20 protein-coding genes and 2 tRNA genes are annotated in these 22,786 nt (G+C 71.2%); 16 read left to right on the top strand and 6 right to left on the bottom strand.

From position 1 onward, the window contains the following. The first annotated feature begins 114 nt into the window (after positions 1-114). The 3 genes from JGS22_RS02385 to JGS22_RS02375 all read left to right on the top strand — a co-directional run bounded on the left by JGS22_RS02385 (position 115) and on the right by JGS22_RS02375 (position 2,258). Positions 115-576 (top strand): molybdenum cofactor biosynthesis protein MoaE, encoded by a 462-nt coding sequence (locus tag JGS22_RS02385; RefSeq protein WP_211039043.1) that lies wholly within the window; start codon positions 115-117, stop codon positions 574-576. Positions 577-718: 142 nt separating this feature from the next. Then, on the top strand, positions 719-1,138 hold the full coding sequence (locus JGS22_RS02380; protein WP_211039057.1) for a hypothetical protein: 420 nt from the start codon (positions 719-721) through the stop codon (positions 1,136-1,138). A gap of 25 nt (positions 1,139-1,163) precedes the next feature. Further along, positions 1,164-2,258, top strand: coding sequence for a YlbL family protein (locus tag JGS22_RS02375; RefSeq protein WP_211039042.1), 1,095 nt, complete (start codon positions 1,164-1,166; stop codon positions 2,256-2,258). Between the two features lie 202 nt (positions 2,259-2,460). Here the strand turns inward: JGS22_RS02375 and JGS22_RS02370 are convergent, their stop codons facing one another. Continuing rightward, the gene (locus tag JGS22_RS02370; RefSeq protein WP_211039041.1) at positions 2,461-3,033 is read right to left on the bottom strand and encodes a PPA1309 family protein; all 573 of its coding nucleotides are present in this window, start codon (positions 3,031-3,033) and stop codon (positions 2,461-2,463) included. Between the two features lie 123 nt (positions 3,034-3,156). Between JGS22_RS02370 and JGS22_RS02365 the strand changes: the two genes are divergently transcribed. From JGS22_RS02365 to JGS22_RS02350, 4 genes are all read left to right on the top strand, one after another. Beyond that, a complete protein-coding gene (locus tag JGS22_RS02365; RefSeq protein WP_308405476.1) occupies positions 3,157-6,069 on the top strand; it encodes a UPF0182 family membrane protein in 2,913 nt (970 codons plus the stop codon). A 61-nt stretch (positions 6,070-6,130) separates the two neighbouring features. Beyond that, a tRNA-Met gene (locus JGS22_RS02360) sits at positions 6,131-6,204 on the top strand. A 416-nt stretch (positions 6,205-6,620) separates the two neighbouring features. Continuing rightward, on the top strand, positions 6,621-8,588 hold the full coding sequence (locus tag JGS22_RS02355; protein ID WP_211039040.1) for a tetratricopeptide repeat protein: 1,968 nt from the start codon (positions 6,621-6,623) through the stop codon (positions 8,586-8,588). 256 nt (positions 8,589-8,844) lie between these two features. After that, positions 8,845-8,918, top strand: a tRNA-Met gene (locus JGS22_RS02350). Between the two features lie 192 nt (positions 8,919-9,110). On the opposite strand, the gene JGS22_RS02345 is transcribed toward JGS22_RS02350, so the two are convergent. Continuing rightward, on the bottom strand, positions 9,111-9,521 hold the full coding sequence (locus JGS22_RS02345; RefSeq protein ID WP_211039039.1) for a Fur family transcriptional regulator: 411 nt from the start codon (positions 9,519-9,521) through the stop codon (positions 9,111-9,113). Positions 9,522-9,680: 159 nt separating this feature from the next. Here JGS22_RS02345 and JGS22_RS02340 point away from each other — a divergent pair, with 159 nt between their 5' ends. Continuing rightward, complete coding sequence (locus JGS22_RS02340) at positions 9,681-11,147, top strand: catalase (RefSeq protein WP_211039038.1); 1,467 nt, start codon at positions 9,681-9,683, stop codon at positions 11,145-11,147. A gap of 272 nt (positions 11,148-11,419) precedes the next feature. Here the strand turns inward: JGS22_RS02340 and hisN are convergent, their stop codons facing one another. After that, entirely contained in the window at positions 11,420-12,214 is a 795-nt protein-coding gene (gene hisN / locus JGS22_RS02335) for a histidinol-phosphatase (RefSeq protein WP_211039037.1), read from the bottom strand. 149 nt (positions 12,215-12,363) lie between these two features. On the opposite strand from hisN, the gene JGS22_RS02330 reads away from it, so the two are divergent. Continuing rightward, positions 12,364-13,092, top strand: a complete 729-nt coding sequence (locus tag JGS22_RS02330; protein ID WP_211039036.1) for a TetR/AcrR family transcriptional regulator — start codon at positions 12,364-12,366, stop codon at positions 13,090-13,092. A 144-nt stretch (positions 13,093-13,236) separates the two neighbouring features. On the opposite strand, the gene rsgA is transcribed toward JGS22_RS02330, so the two are convergent. The 3 genes from rsgA to JGS22_RS02315 form a co-directional block, all read right to left on the bottom strand. Continuing rightward, positions 13,237-14,229: a ribosome small subunit-dependent GTPase A gene (gene rsgA / locus JGS22_RS02325; protein ID WP_211039035.1), complete on the bottom strand. Its 993-nt coding sequence runs from the start codon at positions 14,227-14,229 to the stop codon at positions 13,237-13,239. 11 nt (positions 14,230-14,240) lie between these two features. Beyond that, a complete protein-coding gene (aroA, locus tag JGS22_RS02320) occupies positions 14,241-15,563 on the bottom strand; it encodes a 3-phosphoshikimate 1-carboxyvinyltransferase (protein ID WP_211039034.1) in 1,323 nt (440 codons plus the stop codon). A 61-nt stretch (positions 15,564-15,624) separates the two neighbouring features. Next, positions 15,625-16,323, bottom strand: a complete 699-nt coding sequence (locus JGS22_RS02315; protein WP_211039033.1) for a M50 family metallopeptidase — start codon at positions 16,321-16,323, stop codon at positions 15,625-15,627. A gap of 103 nt (positions 16,324-16,426) precedes the next feature. Here JGS22_RS02315 and JGS22_RS02310 point away from each other — a divergent pair, with 103 nt between their 5' ends. From JGS22_RS02310 to JGS22_RS02280, 7 genes are all read left to right on the top strand, one after another. Next, on the top strand, positions 16,427-17,251 hold the full coding sequence (locus tag JGS22_RS02310; protein ID WP_211039032.1) for an SOS response-associated peptidase: 825 nt from the start codon (positions 16,427-16,429) through the stop codon (positions 17,249-17,251). Positions 17,252-17,387: 136 nt separating this feature from the next. Then, the gene (locus tag JGS22_RS02305) at positions 17,388-18,038 is read left to right on the top strand and encodes an alpha/beta hydrolase family protein (protein ID WP_211039031.1); all 651 of its coding nucleotides are present in this window, start codon (positions 17,388-17,390) and stop codon (positions 18,036-18,038) included. A 267-nt stretch (positions 18,039-18,305) separates the two neighbouring features. Then, complete coding sequence (locus JGS22_RS02300) at positions 18,306-19,034, top strand: sigma-70 family RNA polymerase sigma factor (protein WP_372454292.1); 729 nt, start codon at positions 18,306-18,308, stop codon at positions 19,032-19,034. Further along, on the top strand, positions 19,031-19,444 hold the full coding sequence (gene rsrA, locus JGS22_RS02295) for a mycothiol system anti-sigma-R factor (RefSeq protein ID WP_211039030.1): 414 nt from the start codon (positions 19,031-19,033) through the stop codon (positions 19,442-19,444). Before JGS22_RS02300 ends, rsrA begins: the two co-directional genes overlap by 4 nt. A gap of 628 nt (positions 19,445-20,072) precedes the next feature. After that, a complete protein-coding gene (locus JGS22_RS02290) occupies positions 20,073-21,086 on the top strand; it encodes a tetratricopeptide repeat protein (RefSeq protein ID WP_211039029.1) in 1,014 nt (337 codons plus the stop codon). 67 nt (positions 21,087-21,153) lie between these two features. Beyond that, positions 21,154-21,795, top strand: a complete 642-nt coding sequence (gene def, locus JGS22_RS02285) for a peptide deformylase (protein WP_211039028.1) — start codon at positions 21,154-21,156, stop codon at positions 21,793-21,795. 193 nt (positions 21,796-21,988) lie between these two features. Then, positions 21,989-22,729 (top strand): D-Ala-D-Ala carboxypeptidase family metallohydrolase, encoded by a 741-nt coding sequence (locus tag JGS22_RS02280; protein WP_211039027.1) that lies wholly within the window; start codon positions 21,989-21,991, stop codon positions 22,727-22,729. Positions 22,730-22,786: the final 57 nt, after the last annotated feature.

Here is a 22,786-nt window from a genome sequence, read left to right as displayed (position 1 = left end):
TGGCCGCTGCCCGGCCTTGCGGCCCTGTGGTGCGCACCGGCCCGCGACCCCGCGCGCGTCCGGTGTACGGACCCGGCGCGCCTGAGCCCGGGACTCGTGCGGCAGCATTGGCGCATGGCAAAGAGTCACGACCACCCGGGCGAGCAGGCCGCCGAGCACCCGATCAAGCTGCTCGCCGTGCGCGACGCACCGCTCTCCCTGGACGAGGTCTTCACTGCTGTGGGTGACGACGCGGCCGGGGGCACCGCGCTGTTCGTCGGCACTGTCCGCGACCACGACGGCGGTGCCGACGTGGACAGGCTGAGCTACTCGGCGCATCCGACCGTCGAGGAGGAGATGCGTCGAATCGCCGAGCGAGTCTGCGCCCGTCATCCGGTCCGAGCGCTGGCTGCGCTCCACCGTGTGGGTGATCTCGAGATCGGGGATCGGGCGGTGATCGTCGCGGTCTCCTGCCCCCACCGCGCCGAGGCGTTCGAGGCCTGCCGCATGCTGATCGACGACCTGAAACACGAGGTCCCGATCTGGAAGCACCAGACGTTCGCCGACGGAACGCAGGAGTGGGTCGGCGCCTGCTGACCGTCCGAAGCGCTCCGGGAGGCCCGCCTGCGGCCCCTGTCCCGGTTGCGTAACCCCCAGTCGCGCCGGACTGTTGACATCTCCGATGGACAACTCCTTCGCCCCCGTCGACCGCGGGGGCGAAGAGCCGGGAGGAACGGTCATGGCGTCACTTGTCTGGTTGCTGATACCCGTGATGGCGGTCTGCATAGCCGGGTTGTGGTCCTCCTGGGCCACCCGCCGACGGATGAACGGCGGCGGTGACGCCGCGGGCGTCGCCGGATACGACGCGTTCCGCAGCGCGATGGAACGCCCCCGCGAAATGCGGGCAGCCGCGCCCGCGCCCGAAACAGACAGCCCCCCGCGGGCCGAGGACGAACCGCAACCGGTCTGCGACGACCGGCCGCCGGCCCGGGCCCGCCGCCGGAACCGCTCCGGGGTTGAGCTCAACTCCCCTGTGGAGCACGTCGATCGGCACTCTCCCGCCAACGCCCGCGAGGCCCGCCCCTCGCCGCCGGAAGCCCTGCGCGAGCCGGTGGCGAGCGGAGCCGCCACGGACAGCCCGTCCCGGACGGCAGACTGAAGACGCCGCCCGTTAGTGTCGGGGCATGTCACGCCGTCATGCGACGATCTTCAGCTCGCTGTTCCTTCTCATAGGTCTGCTGTGCGCCATGCTGGTGGTGCGCGTGCCGTACTCCGAGCTCTCTCCCGGCCCCACGGTCAACACCCTCGGGCACCATGGCGGTGACCCGGTCCTGAACATCGAGGACCGCAAGACGTACCCCACGAGCGGCCACCTCAACATGACGACGGTCCGGGTCACCAGCGCCGACTACCAGATGTCGCTTCCCGAGGCGGTCTACGGCTGGCTCCGGGACGACAGCGCGGTCGTGCCGCACGACACGCTCTACCCGGACGGCAAGACCGCCGAGCAGGCGGAGCAGGAGAACGCCGAGGAGTTCAGCCAGTCACAGGAGAGCGCCAAGGCGGCGGCCCTCGAGGAGCTGGACATCGAGGTGCCCACCCGCACGGTGGTGGCCGCGGTCGTCAAGGACAGCCCGGCCGAGGGCGCGCTGCGGGCGGGCGACGTGATCAAGGCCGTGGACGGCGAGCCGGTGGGCAGGCCGGGCGAGGTCGCCGAGCTGGTGACCAAGCACAAGCCGGGCGAGGACACGGAGTTCACCGTCGTACCGGTCAAGGAGGCGGCGGCTGCGGAGAAGGACGGCGAGGACCCGACCAAGGGCAGGACCAAGAAGGTCACCGTCACCACCGCGGCGGCGGACGACGACAAGCGGGCCATCGTCGGGATCCAGGCGGGCAGCGCGTACACCTTCCCGTTCCCGATCGACATCAAGCTGGCGGACGTCGGCGGTCCGAGCGCGGGGCTGATGTTCTCGCTCGGCATCATCGACAAGCTGAGCCGCACGGACCTGACGGACGGCGAGTTCGTCGCCGGCACCGGCACGATAGACGCCGAGGGCAAGGTCGGGCCGATCGGAGGCATCCAGATGAAGACCCTGGCCGCACGTTCCGCCGGTGCCTCGTACTTCATGACGCCCGAGGCCAACTGCCCCTCGGCGACGCGCAATGTGCCCAACGGTCTGAAGCTGGTGAAGGTCGGCACGCTCCAGGACGCGCTCGACGCGCTGAAGTCCGTGCGTGAGGGCACGCCCGAGGAGATCCCGGTCTGCGGCAGGGACTGACCGCCCGACGAACGGCTCCGTGCGCCGGACGCACGACCGGCTCCGACAGCCCGCGCGTCGCGCCCGCATGACAGACGCCCGCATCGCGCGGCACCCAGCATCGCGGACGCCCGCACCCCGGAGCCCGCACCCCCGACACGCCTCCGCCCGCCGGCGATCGAACCGGCGGGCGGAGGCGTGTCGGGGACCGTGCGCCGAGCGGTCAGGAGAAGGTCGCGCCGAGCGCCTCGGCGAGCCCCGGGACGAGGGAGGAACCGGTGAGGACCTCGGTCTCGCTGTCCTTCTGCTTCAGACGCAGCGCCGAGTCGCGGGTGCCGTCCCGCAGCACTGCCACGGTGATGCGTACGTCCTGGCGGTCCGGGTGCTCCGCGACCCACTTCGCCAGCTCGCCGTCGTCCAGCCCGGCCGGGATGGACTCCTCGGCGGTCGGCGGGAGCATCAGCCGCTCGATGGTCAGCGCGCAGCCCGCGACCGCGTCCGGCCAGGCGATCGTGGCGAGGAACTCGTCGAGCGGGACGCCGGCGGGAAGTTCGTCCTGCTCCACCGGGGTGAGAGGCGCCGGTGCGCTGCCCTCGTCGCCTTCGGCGTCGTCGGTGAGGCCCAACTGGTCGGCCAGCGCCGGTTCCTGGGCGCGGAGTCGGGCCGTGTCGACCAGTGCGAAAAGTCGGGCGGGCTGGTCCCAGCCCAGGCCCGAGGCGTAGCCGTCGATCTCTAGTACGGCCCTGGTCAGTGGATTGGCGGCCAACGGGGTGCCGTTGTCGGGAAGGTTGCTCATCCCCATATCGTGCCTTGCCCTACCCCGGGAACGGGAACTGAGTAAAGCTTGAGTAAGTTGATGGGGTGGGCCCTAGTATGCGGGGCCGCTTCATTTACTGCTTCACCCACTGCGATCTTCGAGGTGCGCACCTTGGCTTTCCAGATGCCGGACCGGGGCTCAGGAGGCCCCACCGGACCACGGATCAGAGTCGGCCAGCCTTCCAGGCGCGCCAAGACGCTGCTGACGACAGCAGGCGTACTGGCAGTGCTGGCCATGCTCTTTGTCATGTTTGCCGGGTTCTGGACGGAATGGCTCTGGTTCGAGTCCGTCCAGTACACGACGGTCTTCACGACGACGTTGTGGACCAAGGTGGGCCTCTTCGCCTTCTTCGGTCTGCTGATGTCGATCACCGTGGGCCTCAACATCTGGCTTGCCCACCGGCTCAGGCCGCCGCTCAGCGCGATGTCGCTCGAGCAACAGAGCCTGGACCGCTACCGGATGGGCATCGCGCCCTTCAAAAAGTGGGTGCTCCTCGGGATCACCGCGCTGGTCGGGCTGATCTCGGGCGCCAGTGCCGCGGGTCAGTGGCGCACTTGGCTGATGTGGGTCAACGGCACCTCGTTCGGCAAGACCGACGCGCAGTTCGGCAAGGACATCTCCTTCTTCGCCTTCGACCTGCCGTTCTACCGCTTCCTGCTGAGCTTCGGCTTCGCCGCCGCGGTGCTCTCGTTGATCGCCGCCGCCCTGGTCCATTACCTCTACGGCGGACTGCGGCTGACCACCCCCGGTGCGCGTGCGACCTCGCAGGCGACCGGCCATCTCTCCGTGCTGCTGGGGCTCTTCGTCGCACTCAAGGCGGTCGCGTACTGGCTCGACCGGTACGGGCTGGCGTTGAAGTCCAGCAGCATCCGCGGTACCGACTGGACCGGTCTGAAGTACACCGACGCCAACGCGTACCTGCCGGCGAAGACGATCCTCTTCATCATCGCCGTGATCTGCGCGGTGCTGTTCTTCGCGGCCCTGTGGCGTCGCACCTGGCAGCTGCCGGTCATCGCCTTCGGTCTGATGGTGCTCTCGGCGATCCTGATCGGCGGTCTCTACCCGGCGATCGTGCAGAAGTTCCAGGTCCAGCCGAACGAGCTGGTCAAGGAGACGCCGTACATCAAGAAGAACATGGACGCGACCCAGGAGGCATACGGCATCAACGACGCCGACGTCTCCGACTACAAGGGCACGACTCCGGACGACAGTGCGGAGAACGAGAAGCTGCGCGAGGCCGCGGACACCACCGCCAGCCTGCGGCTGCTCGACCCCAGCGTCGTCCCGCCGGCGTACCGCCAGCTCCAGCAGGTCCGCGGCTACTACACCTTCCCCGACACGCTGGACGTCGACCGGTACGCCGACAAGGACGGGAAGGAGCGGGACACCGTCGTCGGTCTCCGCGAGATCAACATCGACGGCATCCCCGAGCGGAACTGGATCAACGACCACTTCAAGTACACGCACGGCTTCGGCATGGTCGCCGCCAGCGGTACCGACGTGGGCAACGACGGCACGCCGGTCTTCTCCGAGCGCAACCTGCCGCCGGAGGAGACCCTCGCGGGCAAGTACCAACCGCGTGTCTACTACGGCGAGAAGACGACGCAGTACTCGATCGTCGGCGGACCCCAGAAGGAGCTGGACTACGCGGACGACGAGGGCGAGAAGACGTACAACTACACCGGCAAGAGCGGTGTGAGCATGTCCGGCCCGCTCAACCGGGCGGCGTACGCGCTGACCTTCGGTGAGCCGCAGTTCATGTACTCCTCGGCCATCGGCGACGGTTCGCGCATCCTCTACAACCGGACCCCCAAGGAGCGCGTGGAGGCGGTCGCCCCCTGGCTGACCATCGACGGCGACCCGTATCCGGCGATCGTCAAGGGCAAGATCCAGTGGATCGTCGACGCCTACACGACCTCGGACGGCTACCCCTACTCCTCGCGCACCACGCTCGGTGACACCACCGAGGACTCGCTGACCGCGGACGGCCAGCGTTCGGTGATCGCGCAGCAGGACGAGGTCAACTACATCCGGAACTCCGTGAAGGCGACCGTCGACGCGTACACCGGCGATGTGAAGCTCTTCGAGTGGGACAAGCAGGACCCGGTGCTGAAGACCTGGATGAAGGCCTTCCCCGGGACGGTCGAGGGCAAGGAGAAGATCAGCGACGAGCTGATGGACCATCTCCGCTACCCGCAGGACCTGTTCAAGGTGCAGCGCGAGCTGCTCCAGCGCTACCACGTGGACACGCCGGGCCAGTTCTACTCCGGCTCGGAGCGCTGGCAGATTCCGGACGACCCGACGCACAAGGACAACCCGTCGGTGCCGCCGTACTACCTGAGCATGAAGATGCCGGACCAGAAGGCGCAGACCTTCTCGCTCACGACGACGTTCAACCCGAACCGCCGTGAGACTCTGGGCGCCTTCATGGCGGTGGACGCGGACGCGAGAAGCGACGAGTACGGCAAGATCAGAATTCTGAAGCTGCCGTCCAACACCACCGTCGCCGGCCCACAGCAGGTGCAGAGCAAGTTCAACTCCGATCCGGACATCGCGAGGGAGATCAACATCCTCCAGCGCGGTGACTCCGAGGTGGAGTACGGCAACCTGCTGACCGTGCCGCTGGAGGGCGGACTGCTCTACGTGGAGCCGGTCTACGTCCGCGGCGCCGGCACCAACTACCCGCGCATGCGGAAGGTGTTGGTGACGTACGGCGAGGAGATCGCCTTCGAGGACACTCTGGAGCAGGCGCTCGACAATGTGTTCAACACCTCGGGCGGCGGTGACGAGGACTCCTCGGACGATCCGCCGGCCGAGGACGAGGAGGAGACCACGCCTCCGGACAACGACGGTCCGCCGACCTCCGTCGAGGACGCACTCTCCGACGCCAAGGACGCCTACGAGGCGGGCCAGAAGGCGCTGGAGGAAGGCGACTGGGAGGAGTACGGAAAGCAGCAGAAGGCGCTGCAGGAGGCCCTGGAAGAGGCCGAGGGCGCCTCGGACCCGGGTGACTGACCGGCTCCCGCCGGTGGTCTGAGCCCCTCCCCGCGCCGTGGTAATGTTTGAAACGCAACGGCGCGGGGTGGAGCAGCTCGGTAGCTCGCTGGGCTCATAACCCAGAGGTCGCAGGTTCAAATCCTGTCCCCGCTACGAAAGAAGGGCCCGGAGTTTCGACTCCGGGCCCTTCGTCGTGTGCGCGCTTCCCGTCATCGTTCCGGCAGGAACCGGGCGGTGTCCCGGAGCCGGATGTGCTGCGCCCGATGCCGCCCGTCGAGTGGTCGCACGGGAGTGACCGGGGTACGCCTGCGAGTCTGTGTTCGTCTCTCGCGGGGCCGTATCGACCGCCGCCGCGAATGCGGAGATTTGGTGACGCCCGTACTCGGGTTGCCGACGCCGGCGCTCTGAGCAGCCAGAGGGCGGGGGCGTCCCGCGAAGGTGGATGAACGCTCAACTGCCAAACCCCCAAACGTGTTTGAGCACCCGTGATGTCGGGAAGTCGACAAAACGCTGAAGTGACCTCCTGGCTGCGATATACCAGGTGTACGCGGGTTACAGGTGATGCGACGATGGAGCTTATGGGGGACAGGGCGAGATTCGACACGGCATCCTGCCCGGCCGTCCACGACGTCGACGAGACGACACGGAAGGCGGCCGAGCAGGGAGACCGCGCTGCCCAGAGCAAGTTCGGTGTCGCGTTGCTGCGCGACGGCGAGTTGGAGGGGGCGGAGGCGATGCTGCGCTCCGCGGCGCTCGCGGGTGACCGCGCCGCCGCCAACAATCTGGGGGTGCTGCTCCAGCAGCGGGGGAACACGGCAGAGGCCGCGGAGTGGTGGCGCACTGCCGCCGTCGCGGGTTCAGCCGCGGCTGCGCACGCACTGGGCCGCCACCACCGGGAGCGGGGGGACGAGCCCGCCGCCGACTACTGGCTGCGCCAGGCTGCCGAGTCCGGGCATCTGCTCGGCGCGTACGCGCTGGCCGATCTGCTCGACCATCGAGGTGAGGCGGGCGCCGAGGAGTGGTTCCGGGCAGCCGCCGAGCGCGGGCACCGGGAGGCCGCGTACCGAGTTGGCGTGCTGTTGCTGAACTCCCGCCGGGGCAAGGCCGGTGCGGGCGCCGGTTCTGCGCCCGGCGGTGCACGCGATCGGCGCGAGGCGGAGGCCGAGCGCTGGTTCCGGCAGGCCGCTGCCCGGGGGCACCGCCTCGCGGCGCTCCGTCTCGGCACCCTGCTGGAGGAGCGAGGCGATCTGCGCGAGGCCGGCCGCTGGTACCTGATCGCGGCCAACGACGGTGAGCCCAGGGCCGCTTGCGCCCTCGGCTTCCTGCTCCGCGACGCGGGCAACGAGGAGGCCGCCGAGCAGTGGTGGCGCACGGCGGCCGAGGCGGGCGACGGCAACGCCGCCAACGCGCTCGGCGCACTGTGCGCGGACCGCGGCCAGTTGCAGGCGGCCGAGCGCTGGTACCACGCGGCGCTCGACGCAGGCGACCCCAACGGCGCGTTCAACCTCGGGCTGCTCTGCGCGGGCCAGGGGCGGACCGCGCAGGCGGAGAGCTGGTACCGCAGGGCGGCGTACGCCGGGCACATCGAGGCGGCGAACGCGCTGGCCGTACTGCTGCTGCAGCGCGGCGACGCCCAGAGCGCCGAGCCCTGGTTCTCCAAGGCGGCCGAGGGCGGCAGCGTCGACGGTGCGTTCAACCTCGGCATTCTGTACGCGGGCCGGCGCGACCAGCGCGCGGCCGAGGACTGGTACGCCAGGGCGGCTGCCGCCGGTCATCCCGAGGCGGCGCTCCAGGTCGCCGTCACGATGCTGAACGCCGGTGACGCGGCGGGCGCCGAGGAGCAGCTCCGCAGGGCGGCCGAGGGCGGCAGCGTGGAGGGCGCCTTCCGGCTGGCCGACATGCTGGAGCGCGAGGACCCGGAGCTCGAGGCGCGCAGCGGCCCCGACACCATCGGGTTCGGCGGCGGCCGCGACGTGCTCGGTGCGGCCTCGCGTGCGCGGGCGGGCAGGGCGTTCGGCCGTGCCGTCGGGTCCGGCGCCGGGGCGCCGGGAGCCGAGACGGGTGCCGGCGACGGCGCCGAGGGGCGAGTCGACGGCGACGGCGAGGCGTTGGAGTCCGGATCGGCGCCTCCGGCGGAGGTGCCGGAGTACGAGCGCTGGTACCGCTCGGCGGCCGAGCGCGGCCACCGCCGCGCCCAGGTCCGCCTGGGCATGTGCGAAGCGGGCCGCGGCGACGTCGTCGAGGCCGCCCACTGGTACCGCACCGCCGCCGAGGCGGGCAGCAGCCACGGCGCGTTCAACCTCGGCCTGCTCCTGGCCCGCGAGGGTGCGGAGCCCGAGGCGGCGATCTGGTGGGAGCGGGCCGCGGACGCGGGGCACGGTCGTGCCGCGCTGCGTCTGGCTCTGCTCGCCGCCCGCCGGGGCGAGTTGACCGAGGGTCGGCACTGGTGCGAGCGCGCACAGGACCTCGGTCCGGCCGAGGTCGCGGGCCGCGCGGAGCGCCTCTGGGAGGCGCTCCGTACGGGCCTGAGCGCCTGAGCCCGGGTGGGGCGCCCCGATGGACGCCCTGCCCGTGACGGCGCCCGTGGCGGCCCGTGTGTCGAGTGCCTGCGGTCGCTGCGGGATGCGGGCTGCGGGGTCCGGGTGCGGTTCCCGCAGCGGGGTGGGGCTGCGAGTACGGCGGCCCGGGCGCGGCTCAGCGTGCTTCCGGGCGCGCCCCGGATGAGGAGTCAGGAGGGTGTGCGGGAACGGATTTGCGCTGCTCACCGCCGCCTGGATATGGTGGTCTCACCGACGCGGGGTGGAGCAGCTCGGTAGCTCGCTGGGCTCATAACCCAGAGGTCGCAGGTTCAAATCCTGTCCCCGCTACTGAAGTCGAAGGCCCGGTTCCTCACAGGAGCCGGGCCTTCGACGTGTGTGCCGCCAGTTCGGCGCGGCGGTCCCCGCGAGCCGGGCCGGAGGTCGGCGCCGTGCGTGGGGAGGGTCAATTCTCGGCGGCGTGCATACGGAAGGCCGCCGGCCCGGGTGGGGCGGCGGCCGGGTGGGCCAACGGGGGCGTTGTCAGGTGCAGTTGGGGCAGACGCCGCGGTAGGTGACGGTGGCCTCGGAGATCGCGAAACCGAAACGCTCGCTCTCCGGGAGCGTGGCGAGCGGGTCGCCGAGCGGGTGCACGTCGCGGATGGTGCCGCAGCGGGAGCAGACCAGGTGCTGGTGGCTGTGGTGTGCGTTCGGGTCGTACCGCTTGGCCCTGCCGTCCGTGCTGACCTCCAGCACCTCACCGAGCGCCACCAGCTCGCTCAGGGTGTTGTAGACGGTCGCGCGGGCGATCTCGGGAAGCCGCTCGACCGCGCGGGCGTGCACCTCGTCCGCGGTGTAGTGCACGTGCTGCCCGTTGAGCACTTCGGCGACGACTCTCCGCTGGGCGGTCAGACGCCAGCCTTGTTCGCGCAGTCGTTCCAACAGGTCACTCATCACTCCACCCATCGCTTCAGGTAAGGGTCAGCTTAGCAGCGTTTCAAGCCATAACCGGACACGGTATCTTCTTCTTCGGCGTCTTGACTTGGACAATGTCCAATGTAGGCTCGGATCCCGGCGAAAGCCAAGGGACAGGACAGAGCGCAGGAGGCTCAAGTGAGTGCAGGGAACGACACGGCCGGTCCGCTGACGACGGAATCCGGAGCGCCGGTCGCCGACAACCAGAACAGTCAGACCGCCGGGGCCGGCGGCCCGGTCCTGGTGCAGGACCAGCTGCTGCTGGAGAAGCTCGCCCACTTCAACCGCGAGCGCATCCCGGAGCGCATCGTGCACGCGCGCGGCGCCGGCGCCTACGGCACCTTCACGGTGACCGCCGACGTGAGCCGCTACACCCGCGCCAAGTTCCTCTCCGAGGTCGGCAAGGAGACCGAGACTTTCCTCCGGTTCTCCACGGTCGCCGGCAACCTCGGCTCGGCCGACGCGGTGCGCGACCCGCGCGGCTTCGCGCTGAAGTTCTACACCGAGGACGGCAACTACGACCTCGTCGGCAACAACACCCCGGTGTTCTTCATCAAGGACGCCATCAAGTTCCCGGACTTCATCCACACCCAGAAGCGCGACCCGTACACCGGCTCCCAGGAGGCGGACAACGTATGGGACTTCTGGGGTCTGTCCCCCGAATCCACCCACCAGGTGACCTGGCTCTTCGGTGACCGCGGGATACCGGCCACCCTGCGTCACATGAACGGCTACGGCTCGCACACCTTCCAGTGGACGAACGAGGCCGGCGAGGTCTTCTGGGTCAAGTACCACTTCAAGACCGACCAGGGAATCAAGAACCTCACCCAGGACGAGGCCGACGTGCTCGCCGGCCAGGACCCGGACAGCCACCAGCGGGATCTGCGCGAGTCCATCGAGCGCGGTGAGTACCCGAGTTGGACCGTGCAGGTGCAGATCATGCCGGCGGCCGACGCGGCGACGTACCGGTTCAACCCGTTCGACCTCACCAAGGTGTGGCCGCACGAGGACTACCCGCCGATCGAGCTCGGCAAGCTGGAGCTCAACCGCAACCCGGAGAACATCTTCGCCGAGGTCGAGCAGTCGATCTTCTCCCCGCACCACTTCGTGCCGGGCATCGGACCCTCGCCGGACAAGATGCTCCAGGGCCGGCTCTTCGCCTACGGCGACGCGCACCGCTACCGGGTGGGCATCAACGCCGACCACCTGCCGGTCAACCGCCCGCACGCCACCGAGGCGCGTTCCCACGGCCGGGACGGCCTGATGTACGACGGCCGCCACGGCCGCACCAAGAACTACGAGCCCAACAGCTTCGGCGGCCCGACCGAGACCGGTCGCGCACTCTGGGAGCCGACCGAGGTCAGCGGCGTGACCGGCGACCACTCCGCCCCCTCGCACGCCGAGGACAACGACCACGTCCAGGCCGGGAACCTCTACCGGCTGATGTCGGAAGCGGAGCAGGAGCGCCTGATCGCCAACCTGGCCGGTTTCATCTCCCAGGTCTCGCGGGAGGACATCGCGCAGCGCGCGATCGAGAACTTCCGCAAGGCGGACGAGGAGTACGGCAAGCGCCTGGAGGCAGCGGTGCAGGCCCTGCGCTCCTGAGTACGGAGGCGGCCCGCCCCCGAGCGGCGGCGGGCACCTCGCGCGGGCGGACTGATCACGGCGACGGAACGGCCCTGCGTCGCTGGTGATCGACCGCCGTGCCCGGAGGGGCCGGACGCCGAAAGGCTCCGGCCCCTCCGCGGTTCCCGCGCCCCAACGGCGCCCGGCCGGCCCCGCGCCCGGGACGATTCCGTGCCCGCCTGCTCCGGAGCGCCGGCCGTGGCCCGAGCGGCCGGAACACGTGCCGTGCTCGGACCCGACGGGCGCGGCGGTCAGCCTCCCAGGTACGTCAGAACGGCCTCGTGCAGCAGGCCGTTGGAGGCCGCCGCGCTGCCACTGTGCGGCCCCGGCCGCCCGTCCAGGCCGGTGTACGTGCCGCCCGCCTCCTGCACGACGACGGCCGGCGCTGCCATGTCCCACAGCGACAGCTCGGGCTCGGCGCACATGTCCACCGAGCCCTCCGCGACCATCATGTACGGCCAGAAGTCGCCGTACGCCCGGGTGCGCCAGCAGTCCCGGCTCAGCTCCAGCAGCCCGTCGAGGTTGCCGTTCTCCTCCCAGCCGTGCAGCGAGGAGAAGGCGAAGGAGGCGTCCTGGAGGCGGGCGACCCCCGACACACGGACCCTCGACGCCTGCGAGAGGCTGCGCCCGGTGAAGGCGCCGGTGCCCTCGGCCGCCCACCAGCGACGGTGCAGTGCGGGCGCGGAGACCAGGCCCACGACCGGCCGGTCGCCGCCCTCGCCGGCTTCCATGAGCGCGATCAGCGTCGCCCAGACCGGAACCCCGCGGACGTAGTTCTTGGTGCCGTCGATCGGGTCGATGATCCAGCGTCGAGGGCCGGTGCCCTCGCTGCCGTACTCCTCACCCAGGACCGCGTCGCGAGGTCTGGCGCGCTTGAGCTGACTGCGCAGCAACTCCTCGACGGCCTTGTCCGCCTCGCTCACCGGAGTCATGTCCGGCTTGGTCTCCACCTTGAGGTCCAGCGCCTTGAAGCGCTCCATCGTGATGGCGTCGGCGGCGTCGGCCAGTACGTGGGCAAGACGCAGATCATCGTGGTAGTCGGGCATGGCCGAACAGTATCCAGTGCTCAGGTGGGGTACCACCAAGCACCCCCGGGCGCCGCCGCGCGGCAGATGACTGGCATATGTCTTGACACCATCTGGCGGTGCGTCAATTCTGTGCGCGGGCCCGCCCCCAGGGGCCCGGAAAGGTAGCGATGTCCACAGCGCGCGAGACCTTGCTGAACGCGGCCCAGGCCATCCTCGAGAACCGACCGTGGTCCACGGTGCGGATGGTCGAGGTCGCGGCGGTGGCCGGCGTGTCCCGGCAGACCCTGTACAACGAGTTCAGTTCCAAGGAAGGGCTGGGGAACGCACTGGTCAGCCAGCGCGTGGAGGTGTTCGTCCAGGGCGCCGCCGCCACCGTGGCCACCGCCCGCAGGGAGGGCGGCGAGCCCGCCGTGTGCTGGGCGACCGGCGTGGTGTGGATACTCCACCGGGCGCGGGAGGAGGCGGTCGTACGGGCCGCCCTCACCGGCGGCTGGAGCGCCCGGCTGCCGCTGCCCCAGTTCTCGCCCGAGCAGCTGCTCAGCCGGCTCTGCGACCGGATGCTGGCCGCGCTGGATGCGGCGGGAACCGTACCGCTGGAGGATCCGCGGACGTGGCGCCGCGCCTGTGAGGCGGGGTTGCGGCTCGCGCTGTCCTACGTCGTCGCGCCGCCGAGGGAGCCCGAGGCGGCGGCCCGGGTCGCGGACGTCGTGACCGCACTGTGGGTGCATCTGCGCGCGGACGAAGGCGAGCGACGCATGGGCAGCGGCGCGGAGACCGCCCGGATGTCCCGCCCGCCCGAGCCGGGCCGGATCCCCGGGCCGACGCGGGGCGGCGCACAGGGGCCGGGCGCCGGACACGGGCGGGCCGGAGTGCCCGAACGCCCTCGGGAGAGCTGACCGGCCGTCGGGCCGCGGCCTCGCGCGGGAGCGCGTCCCGACGGTGACGGCGGATCGCGGCGGGGCGAGCGGACCAGGGGCGAGGCGGCCAGGGCGAGGCGGATCAAATCGAGGCGGAGAGCGGCCGGGCCGGGGCGGGCCGGCTCAGTCGCCCTCGTGGCGCTCGCGGGTGGCCAACAGCCGCCGCAGGGAATCCAGTCGGGCCGGATCGGCGTGGCCCGCGGCGACCCAGGCGTCCAGCGCGCAGTCCCGCTCGTCGTGGCTGCACGCGCGGGGGCAGCCCTCGGTGCCCGCCTGAAGCTCCGGAAAGGCGTGGATCACACGCGAGGGATCGATGTGGTGCAGCCCGAAGGAACGTACGCCCGGTGTGTCGATCACCCAGCCGTCGGAGTCCGGCAGCGGCAGGGCGAGCGCGGAGGTGGTGGTGTGGCGTCCGCGCCCGGTGACCGCGTTGACCACGCCGGTCGCCCGCTGGTTGGCCGGTACGAGCGCGTTGACCAGGGTGGTCTTGCCGACACCGGAGTGGCCGACGAAGACCGAGACCAGGCCGCTGAGCAACTCCCGCACCGCGTCCGGCTCCTCGTGGTGGTGCACCGCGACCGTACGCACCCCGAGCGGTGCGTAGGTCTCCAGCAGCGGGGCGGCGGGGGCGAGATCGGACTTGGTGAGGACGAGCAGCGGCTCCATCCCCGCGTCGTACGCGGCGACCAGGCAGCGGTCGATCATCCTGGGCCGCGGCTCGGGGTCGGCGAGCGCCGTGACGATGGCCAACTGGTCCGCGTTGGCGACGATCACCCGCTCGAAGGGATCGTCGTCGTCGGCGGTGCGGCGCAGCACGGAGGTGCGGTCCTCCACGCGCACCACCCGGGCGAGGGTGTCCTTGGCTCCGGTGAGGTCGCCGACCAGCGCGACCAGATCGCCGACCACCACGCCCTTGCGCCCGAGCTCCCTGGCCTTCATCGCGGTGATGCTGCGGTTGTCGACGAGGCAGGTGATCCGGCCGCGGTCGACGGTGAGGACCAGCCCCTCGGCCGCGTCCTCGTGCTTGGGCCGGATCCGGGTGCGGGGGCGGCTTCCCCGGCGGCTGGGACGGTGCCGGATGTCGTCCTCGTCGGTGTTCTTGCCGTAACGGCGCATGCCCCGGCCTCTCAGGCTCTCGTACCGAGCATGACGTGCCACATGTCGGGGAAGTCGGGGAGCGTCTTGCCGGTGGTCGCGATGTTCTCCACGCGGACGTCGGGCACCAGCAGCCCGAGCAGTGCCCCGGCGGTGGCCAGGCGGTGGTCGTCGTAGGTGTGGAAGACGCCGCCGTGCAGCGGGCGCGGACGGATGCGCAGCCCGTCCTCGATCTCGGTGACGTCGCCGCCCAGCCCGTTGATCTCGCGGGTGAGCGCGGCCAGCCGGTCGGTCTCGTGCAGCCTGAGGTGGGCGACGCCGCGCAGTACGGACTCGGAGTCCGCGAGCGCCGCGACGGCGGCGATGCCCGGGGTGAGCTCGCCGACCTCGCCGAGGTCGATGTCGATGCCCCGCACCCGCCCCGATCCGGTGAACGTCAGTCCCTGCTCGGTGAGTTCGCAGCTGCCGCCCATCGCGGTGAAGATCTCCCGCAGCGCGTCGCCCGGCTGGGTGGTGTGCGCGGGCCAGTCCGGCACGGTGACCGCGCCGCCGGTCAACAGGGCGGCGGCCAGGAAGGGTTGGGCGTTGGAGAGGTCGGGCTCCACGACCAGGTCGCGGCCGAGCAGCGCTCCGGGCGCGACCCGCCAGACGTCCCGCTCGCCGCCGGCCTCCGGGCTGTCCACCTGCGCACCCGCGGCCCGCAGCATGTCGACGGTCATCCGGATGTGCGGCATCGACGGCAGCTTCCCGCCGACGTGCCGCACCTCGACGCCGTGGTTGTACCGGGCGCCGGAGAGCAGCAGCGCGCTCACGAACTGGCTGGAGGAGGAAGCGTCGATGGTGACCGGCCCCCCGGCCAGCGAGCCGGTGCCCCGCACCGTCAGCGGCAGCGCGCCGCGACCGTCGTCCTCGATGCCGGCGCCGAGCGTGCGGAGTGCGTCGATGACGCCGTGCAGCGGACGCTCGTGCGAGCGCGGGTCGCCGTCGAAGTGGATCGGGCCGTCCGCCAGCGCGGCGAGCGGCGGGAGGAAGCGCATGACCGTACCGGCGTTGCCGACGTCCACGGTGACCGGGCCGCGCAGCTCGTCCGGGACGATGCGCCACGCTTCGCCGGTGCCGTCCGGGCCGATGCCCTCCTCGATGCCCACGCCCAGGGCGCGCAGCGCCTGCGCCATCAGCAGGGTGTCCCGCGACCGCAGCGGTCTGCGCAGCCAGCCCGGCTCGGAGGCCAGGGCGGCCAGCACCAGAGCGCGGTTGGTGACCGACTTGGAGCCGGGCACGGTGACGGTGGCCTTCACGGGGCCGCGGGCGAGCGGAGCGGGCCAGTGCGCGCTGTGCGTGGACTCGTCGGTCATGCCCACACTTTAGTGGGTGCGGTACGGGCCCGACCCGCCCTGTGGCGTCTCCTCGCGCCCTTCACCAGCCCAGCAGCCAGCGCGCGCCGCCGATGAGCGAGCAGAGCGAGACGGCGTGGAAGAGCAGCAGCCAGACCACGGCCGGAGCGTGGGTCAGCCGCTGCAACTGGTCGGCGTCGGAGTCCCGGGCGCCGCCGTACCGCCGCTTCGCCTGGAGCTCGAAGACCGGCCGGACCCCGCCCAGCAGCAGGAACCACACCACCCCGTAGGCGAACACCGACTGCACCTCGGGCTCGGTGAACCAGGAGACCGCGAAGAACAGGCCACCGGTCACGATCACGCTCAGGGCGCCGTAGACGTTGCGGATCATGATCAGCATCGCCAGCAGCAGAGCTGTCGCACCCCACAGCAGTGCGGTGATGTGCCCGGTGGTGAGCAGCCAGGCGCCGAACAGGCCGAGCAGCGAGGGTGCGGTGTAGCCGGAGGCGGCGGTCAGCACCATGCCGATGCCGGTCGGCTTGCCGCGCGAGACGGTCAGCCCGGAGGTGTCGGAGTGCAGCCGTATGCCGTCCAGGCGGCGGCCGGTGAGCAGCGCCACGAGGCCGTGGCCGCCCTCGTGGGCGATGGTCACCGCGTTGCGGGCGATGAGCCAGCTCGGACGGACGCTCACCACCAGCAGCGCCACCGCCGCGACCGCGAGGACCAGCCAGGTCTCGGGCGCTGGTTGGGTGCCGGTCACTTCGTCCCAGACATCCGTCATGGCTGTGATGTCCCCCTCTGCTCGTCCACGCGTCTCCGCCGATCCCCGTACCACCGCCCCAACGCTCGACGCGGCCCACGAGTGCCGTGGCAGTCTGGCACTCATGTGCGGACGGTATGCAGCCAGCCAGAAGCCGGAGGACCTGGTCCGGCTCTTCGACGTGTCCGGACGGGACCCGCAGGAGGCCCTCGCGGGCGACCACCCGAACTACAACGTCGCACCCACGGACCGCGTGCCGGCCGTGCTCGACCGCCCGCTGCGCCACAGTGGCGACCCGGTCCCGGTGCGGCAGCTGCGCGAGCTGCGCTGGGGGCTCGTACCGTCCTGGGCGAAGTCGCCGGAGAGCGCGGTGAAGATGATCAACGCCCGTTCGGAGACGGTCGCGGAGAAGCCCGCCTACCGCAGGGCGTTCCTCTCCCGTCGCTGTCTGCTGCCGGCGGACGGGTACTACGAGTGGGTCACCGCGAGCGGCGAACTCGATCTGGAGCAGCAGGGCAAGCGCAAACGCCCGCGCAAGCAGCCGTACTTCGTCACACCGGTGGACGGTTCGGTGATGGCCTTCGCCGGGCTCTACGAGTTCTGGCGCGACCCGTCGGTGCCGCAGGGCGACCCGAGCGCGTGGTGGGCGACCTGCACCGTGCTCACCACAGAGGCCGAGACCGACCTGCTGCCGGACGCGGCGGAGGGCGGTCCGCGTTCACTCGCCGACATCCACCCGAGGATGCCGGTCGCACTGCCCGCCGACCGCTGGGACAGCTGGCTCGACCCGCGGCACCAGGACCCCGACGAGCTGCGGGAGTTGACGAGCGCGCTGCCGACCGGGCGCCACCGCGCGTACCCGGTGGGCACCGCTGTCTCGAACGTCCGCAACAACGGGCCGCAGCTGAAGGACGAACTGGCCGAACCGGAGCTGGGCACGCTCTTCTGACCCGGGCGGGCTCTGGCGCGCGGGCCGGGTGCGGGCGGGATCGGCGGGGTTCGGCCCCGTCGGGACGAGTGTGGCCAACCCGCCGTACGGGCGCGGGTGTTGGTGCGCCGGCCGGCCGCGGTGCTTCGATGGGGCCATGGCCTCCGAACCCACCGCCTCCCAGGTCCCCACCCCGGCCGGACCGGCCAGGATCCACTGGCACCGTGCCGCCTCCGCGCGCACCCTGCTGGCGCTCGGCCACGGGGCGGGCGGCGGCGTGGAGGCCCGCGACCTCCGCGCGCTCGCCGAGTCCCTGCCCGCGCGCGGTGTGACGGTCGCGCTCGTCGAGCAGCCCTGGCGGGTCGCGGGCCGGAAGGTGGCGCCCGCGCCGAAGACCCTGGACTCGTGCTGGCGCGCGCTGTGGCCCGCGCTGGAGCGGGAGCAGCTCCCGATCACCGCCGGTGGGCGCAGCGCGGGTGCGCGGGTCGCCTGCCGCACGGCGGGGGAGCTGGGCGCCCGCGCGGTGCTGGCGCTCTCCTTTCCGCTGCATCCGCCGGGCCGTCCGGAGAAGTCCCGGATCGAGGAACTGACCGCGGCCCGGAAGGCGGTCGGGGAGGTGCTGGTGGTGCAGGGCGCCCGTGATCCGTTCGGGCGGCCCGAGGAGTTCCCCGCCCGGGAGCGTCCGGTCGCGGTGCCCTTCGCCGACCACGGATTCGCGGTGCCGAAGAAGGCGGACCTCTCCGAGGACGACGCGATGGCTGTCATCACCGAGGCGGTCGCCGGCTGGCTGGAGCGCCAACGGGCCTGACTCCGCCGGGGATCGGCTTTCTGTGAGCGAGGTCTCACTACGGGTTTTCGGCCGGTCCGGCGGATCGGGAATGAACGGCGGGTGAGGGCTGTTGTGCGGAGTGTCCGGCACGAGACCGGCCGGTCCGAGCCACCGCACTGAGAGGGAGCCGCAAGCATGGGTTCTGTAGCCTGCCCGCAGCGTCCCCAGGCCGCTGACCTGGACTGGGCCACGCTGGCGCTGGCCGGTGCCGCGCACATCCGGCCGGTGGACACAGCAGGCCGAGGGATGGCCGATTCGCTATTCTCCGATGCCAGCGGGTTCGCGCACGGGCTCGCCGCCGCTACCGAGGAGGTGGGTCCGGTCGCCGGTTCCGAGGACGAGGGCACCCGGGTGGAGAGCGAAAGCGAGCGCAGCGCCCGTTTCGAGCGCGATGCGCTGGGTTTTCTCGACCAGATGTACTCCGCCGCGCTCCGTATGACGCGGAATCCGGCCGACGCCGAGGACCTGGTCCAGGAGACGTACGCGAAGGCGTACGCGTCCTTCCACCAGTTCCGCCAGGGCACCAATCTCAAGGCGTGGCTGTACCGCATCCTGACCAACACCTTCATCAACTCCTACCGCAAGAAGCAGCGGGAGCCGCAGCGCAGTGCCGCCGAGGAGATCGAGGACTGGCAGCTCGCCCGTGCCGAGTCGCACATGTCGACCGGCCTGCGGTCCGCGGAGTCCCAGGCTCTGGACCACCTCCCGGACTCGGACGTGAAGCAGGCGCTCCAGGCGATCCCCGAGGAGTTCCGCATCGCGGTCTACCTCGCGGACGTGGAGGGCTTTGCCTACAAGGAGATCGCCGACATCATGGGTACGCCCATCGGCACGGTGATGTCCCGTCTGCACCGCGGTCGCAGACAACTTCGCGGAATGCTGGAGGACTACGCCCGCGAGCGCGGCATGGTCCCGGCAGGCGTCGCCGCCGGAGGGTTGGACGAGTCGCACAACCGGAAAGGCGCGGGCTCATGAGCAGCTCTGACCCGAAAGAGACGAACTGCTCCGACGCTCTGGACCATCTCTACGAGTATCTGGACCAGGAGATGCCCGACGTCGATCGGGACAAGCTGGCCGAGCATCTCGACGAGTGCTCCCCGTGCCTGGAGAAGTACGGCCTGGAGCAGGCGGTCAAGAAGCTCGTCAAGCGGTGCTGCGGCCACGACGACGTGCCCTCGGACCTGCGCTCGAAGGTCATGGACCGCATCGATCTGATCCGGGCCGGCGAGGTGCTGCCCGAGGACACCGTGGTCGACATGGCCGGCTACCGGCACTCGCCCTCCGAGGACATTGCCGAGAGCGTCCCCGAGGGGCGGAGCGAGACGGACGGTTCCGCCGCGCAGGAGGCCCCGCAGCCCGGCGGGCCCCGCAAGCAGACCCACTGAGCCCGCGGGCCCCTCGCGGGCCCGCGGCTCGACTCTTTCGCCCGGGCTCCTCGATGCGCCCTTGCACCTGCCGCGGTGGCTCCCGGACGCCGCCCGGCCCGTACGCGTGCGTCCCGGGGCCGCGTACGGCGCCACCGGCCGCGGCGCGTGGGCAGGGGCTCTGAGGGCCTGCTGCGGGCAGCGAGCCGCGGCCGGGGAGCCGCGAGTGGAGCGTTGCGGGTAAGGACCCTTGGCGGACAGCTGGACGCAGAGAAACCGGCAGGAAGCCCCGACCTGCGCGGCCCGGGCTGCGCGGCCCGCCTGCCCCCTCGCTCGTCCGTCCGCCGGTGCTCCGCGGCGTCTCCTGTTCCCCTTCCCCTCGCGTTCCCCTCGCGTGCCTCCGTGCGGTGAAGCAAGCTGATCCCAGGACGTACGGCCAACTGTCGAGCCGGTGTCCGAATCGGGCCGGACGACTACCTCGTCGCCGGACCGGATCGGTTCGACTCCTGGGTAATGAGCACACCGCGAGGTGGGCATGGTTGGATGCGGGAACAGCGGCCCGAGCGAGCGAAGCGGGGTCCTCGGCGACCTCGCGAGCCCTCGGACGGGTATCTCCACTACCAACAGGCGGGAACCAGGCGGGATCATCGTGAAGTTCTTCGGCAGGGTGCGGCATCGGCCGTCCACGGACTGGCGGTTGGCCACCGACCGCGCGTTCACCCTCATCGGCGACGGCCGTTACGAGGATGCGGGCGCGCTGCTGACGCGTGCCGCCGATCTCGAACCCTGGCTGTCGGAGTCCTGGTTCAACCTCGCACTGCTGCACAAGTTCCGGCACGACTGGGACCGTGCCAGGGTCGCGGGCCTGCGAGCCGTGGCGCTGCTGGACCGGTCCGCCGGCGCCCCGGACTGGTGGAACCTGGGCATCGCCGCCACCGCGTTGCAGGACTGGCCGCTGGCACGGCGCGCCTGGCAGGCGTACGGCCTCCGGGTGCCCGGCCCGGCGCCGGCCGAGGCGTCCCCGAACGCCGAGCCGACAGGCATGGGGCTGGGCAGCTCCGCCGTGCGGCTGTCGCCGGAGGGCGAGGCGGAGGTGGTCTGGGGGCGCAGGCTGGACCCGGCCCGCATCGAGGTGCAGTCCATCCCGCTGCCGTCCTCGGGGCGCCGCTGGGGCGAGGTCGTGCTGCACGACGGTGTACCGCACGGTGAGCGCACGCTGTTGTCCGGTGCGTCGCTCTCCGCGTACCCGGTCTTCGACGAGATAGAGCTCTGGGCGCCCTCGCCGGTGCCCACCTGGGTGGTGCTGCTGGAGGCGGCGACCGAGGAGGACCGGGACGCGCTGGAAGCGCTCGCGGCCGAGGCCGGGTTCGCCGCCGAGGACTGGTCGTCCTCGGTGCGGCTGCTGTGCCGGTCGTGCTCGGAGTCGCGGATGCCCAGCGACCAGGGCGACGGCGAGTTGCGCCAGGATCCGCACGACCACAGCGCACCGGGTCGGCCCGGCCCGCTCGGGCACATGGCGCCCGGAGGACCGGGCCTGCTGTGGACTCCGGAGCGCGAGTGCGGGATCGCTGCCCCGCGCGGCCTGGTGAAGGGCCTGCTGGACGGCTGGGTCGCGGACAGCCCGGATTCGCGTGCGTGGCGTGATCTGGAAGAGGTCTGCTGAGGCGCTTCGCGCGGCCCCGTACCCTGTAGGCCGATATCTGGTCGGTTGAGGAAGGCGTACGGCGGAAATGGCCCAGCAGCAGGAGACCCGGTCTACGGACGAGACAGCCGAGGACGAGTTCATCGTCGACACGGAGGACTGCGAGGCGCGGGAGCAGGCGTACCGCGAGCGGGGCACGGCCCGTCCGATCACCGTGGTGGGGAACGCGGTGCTGCACCGCGAGTGCGCGGACGTCACGGAGTTCGGCCCCGAACTCGCGGCGCTCGTCGACGACATGTTCGCCTCCCAGCGGGCCGCCGAGGGTGTGGGGCTCGCCGCGAACCAGATCGGTGTGGACAGCAAGGTCTTCGTCTACGACTGCCCGGACGACGACGGTCTGCGCCACGTCGGTGTGGTCTGCAACCCGGTTCTGGACGAACTCCCGCCGGAGCGCCGCAATCTGGACGACAGCAACGAGGGCTGCCTGTCCGTGCCGACGGCGTACGCCTCGCTGGCACGGCCCGACGTCGCGGTCGTCCGCGGCCAGGACGCCGAGGGCAAGCCGATCGTGGTGCGCGGCAGCGGCTACTTCGCACGCTGCCTCCAGCACGAGACCGACCACCTCTACGGCCGGCTCTACATCGACCGGCTCTCCAAGCGCGAGCGCAAGGACGCGCTGCGTCAGATGGAGGAGGGCACGCCCCGCTACGAGACCGTGCCCAACGACTGAGTCGGCCTTCCGGCCCGCTGCGGTCGCCCGCGCCGATGCACGGCGCGAGGCGGCCGTACGGCTGTCACGGCCTCGCCGCTCGGGGTGCGTCTGACTGCATCGGCCATGGTGGCAGGGGTGCCAATGGTCCGCCCACTGACAGTTCTCCGCGCGTAGTTGACGCGTTGTGAGCGGTGGGCCAATCTCGGGTCCCATGTGGAGACGACGTGTGCCGAGGGCCCTTCTCGTATTTGTCATGGCCACGACTGGAATGGTGGGTTTCACGGCTGCCACCGCCGGTACCGCACAGGCGGACGAGTGCTTCACCTGGGACCGCACGCTCGCCTCGGGCGACACCGGCGCCGATGTGACCGAACTCCAGGTCCGGGTCGCCGGCCACCCCGCCTCCGGTGAAGTGCTCACCGTCGACGGCGACTTCGGGCCGGCCACCGAGGCCGCGGTCGGACGGTTCCAGACCGCGTACGGGCTGGAGTCCACCGGCGTCGCCGACTCCGGCACCTTCGACAAGATCTACGAGTTGCAGAGTCCGGACTGCTCACCCGTGCACTTCGAGTTCAGCGAGCTCAACACCTGCAACTCCGACTGGAGCGGCGGGAAGGTGAGCGCCACCGAGGCCAGGGAGAACGCGAAGCGGACCATGTGGAAGCTGGAGGCGATGCGCAGGGCGCTCGGCGACCAGCCGATCCGGGTCACCAGCGGATTCCGCTCCGTCGCCTGCAACGACGCGGTGGGCGGCGCGCCCGACAGCCGCCATCTGTACGGTGATTCGGCCGACCTCGGTGCCTCGCCGCACTCCCTGTGCACCCTCGCCCAGGCCGCCCGCGACCACGGATTCAACGGCATCCTCGGCCCCGGATACCCGGGCCACGACGACCACACCCATGTCGACCACCGGCCCGCCAAGTTCTGGTCGGCCCCAGGCTGCGGGATCTGAGCCCGGTCGGACCGGCCCTTTCAGCGAGCAGCGCGCCCGTACGAACCGTGCCGGTGT

The sequence above is a fragment of the Streptomyces tardus genome (assembly GCF_018101125.2).
GTDB classification, from domain to species: Bacteria; Actinomycetota; Actinomycetes; order Streptomycetales; family Streptomycetaceae; genus Streptomyces; species Streptomyces tardus.
The sequence above is the reverse complement of the archived record's forward strand: the minus strand, read 5'-3'. Positions and strand labels throughout refer to the sequence as shown.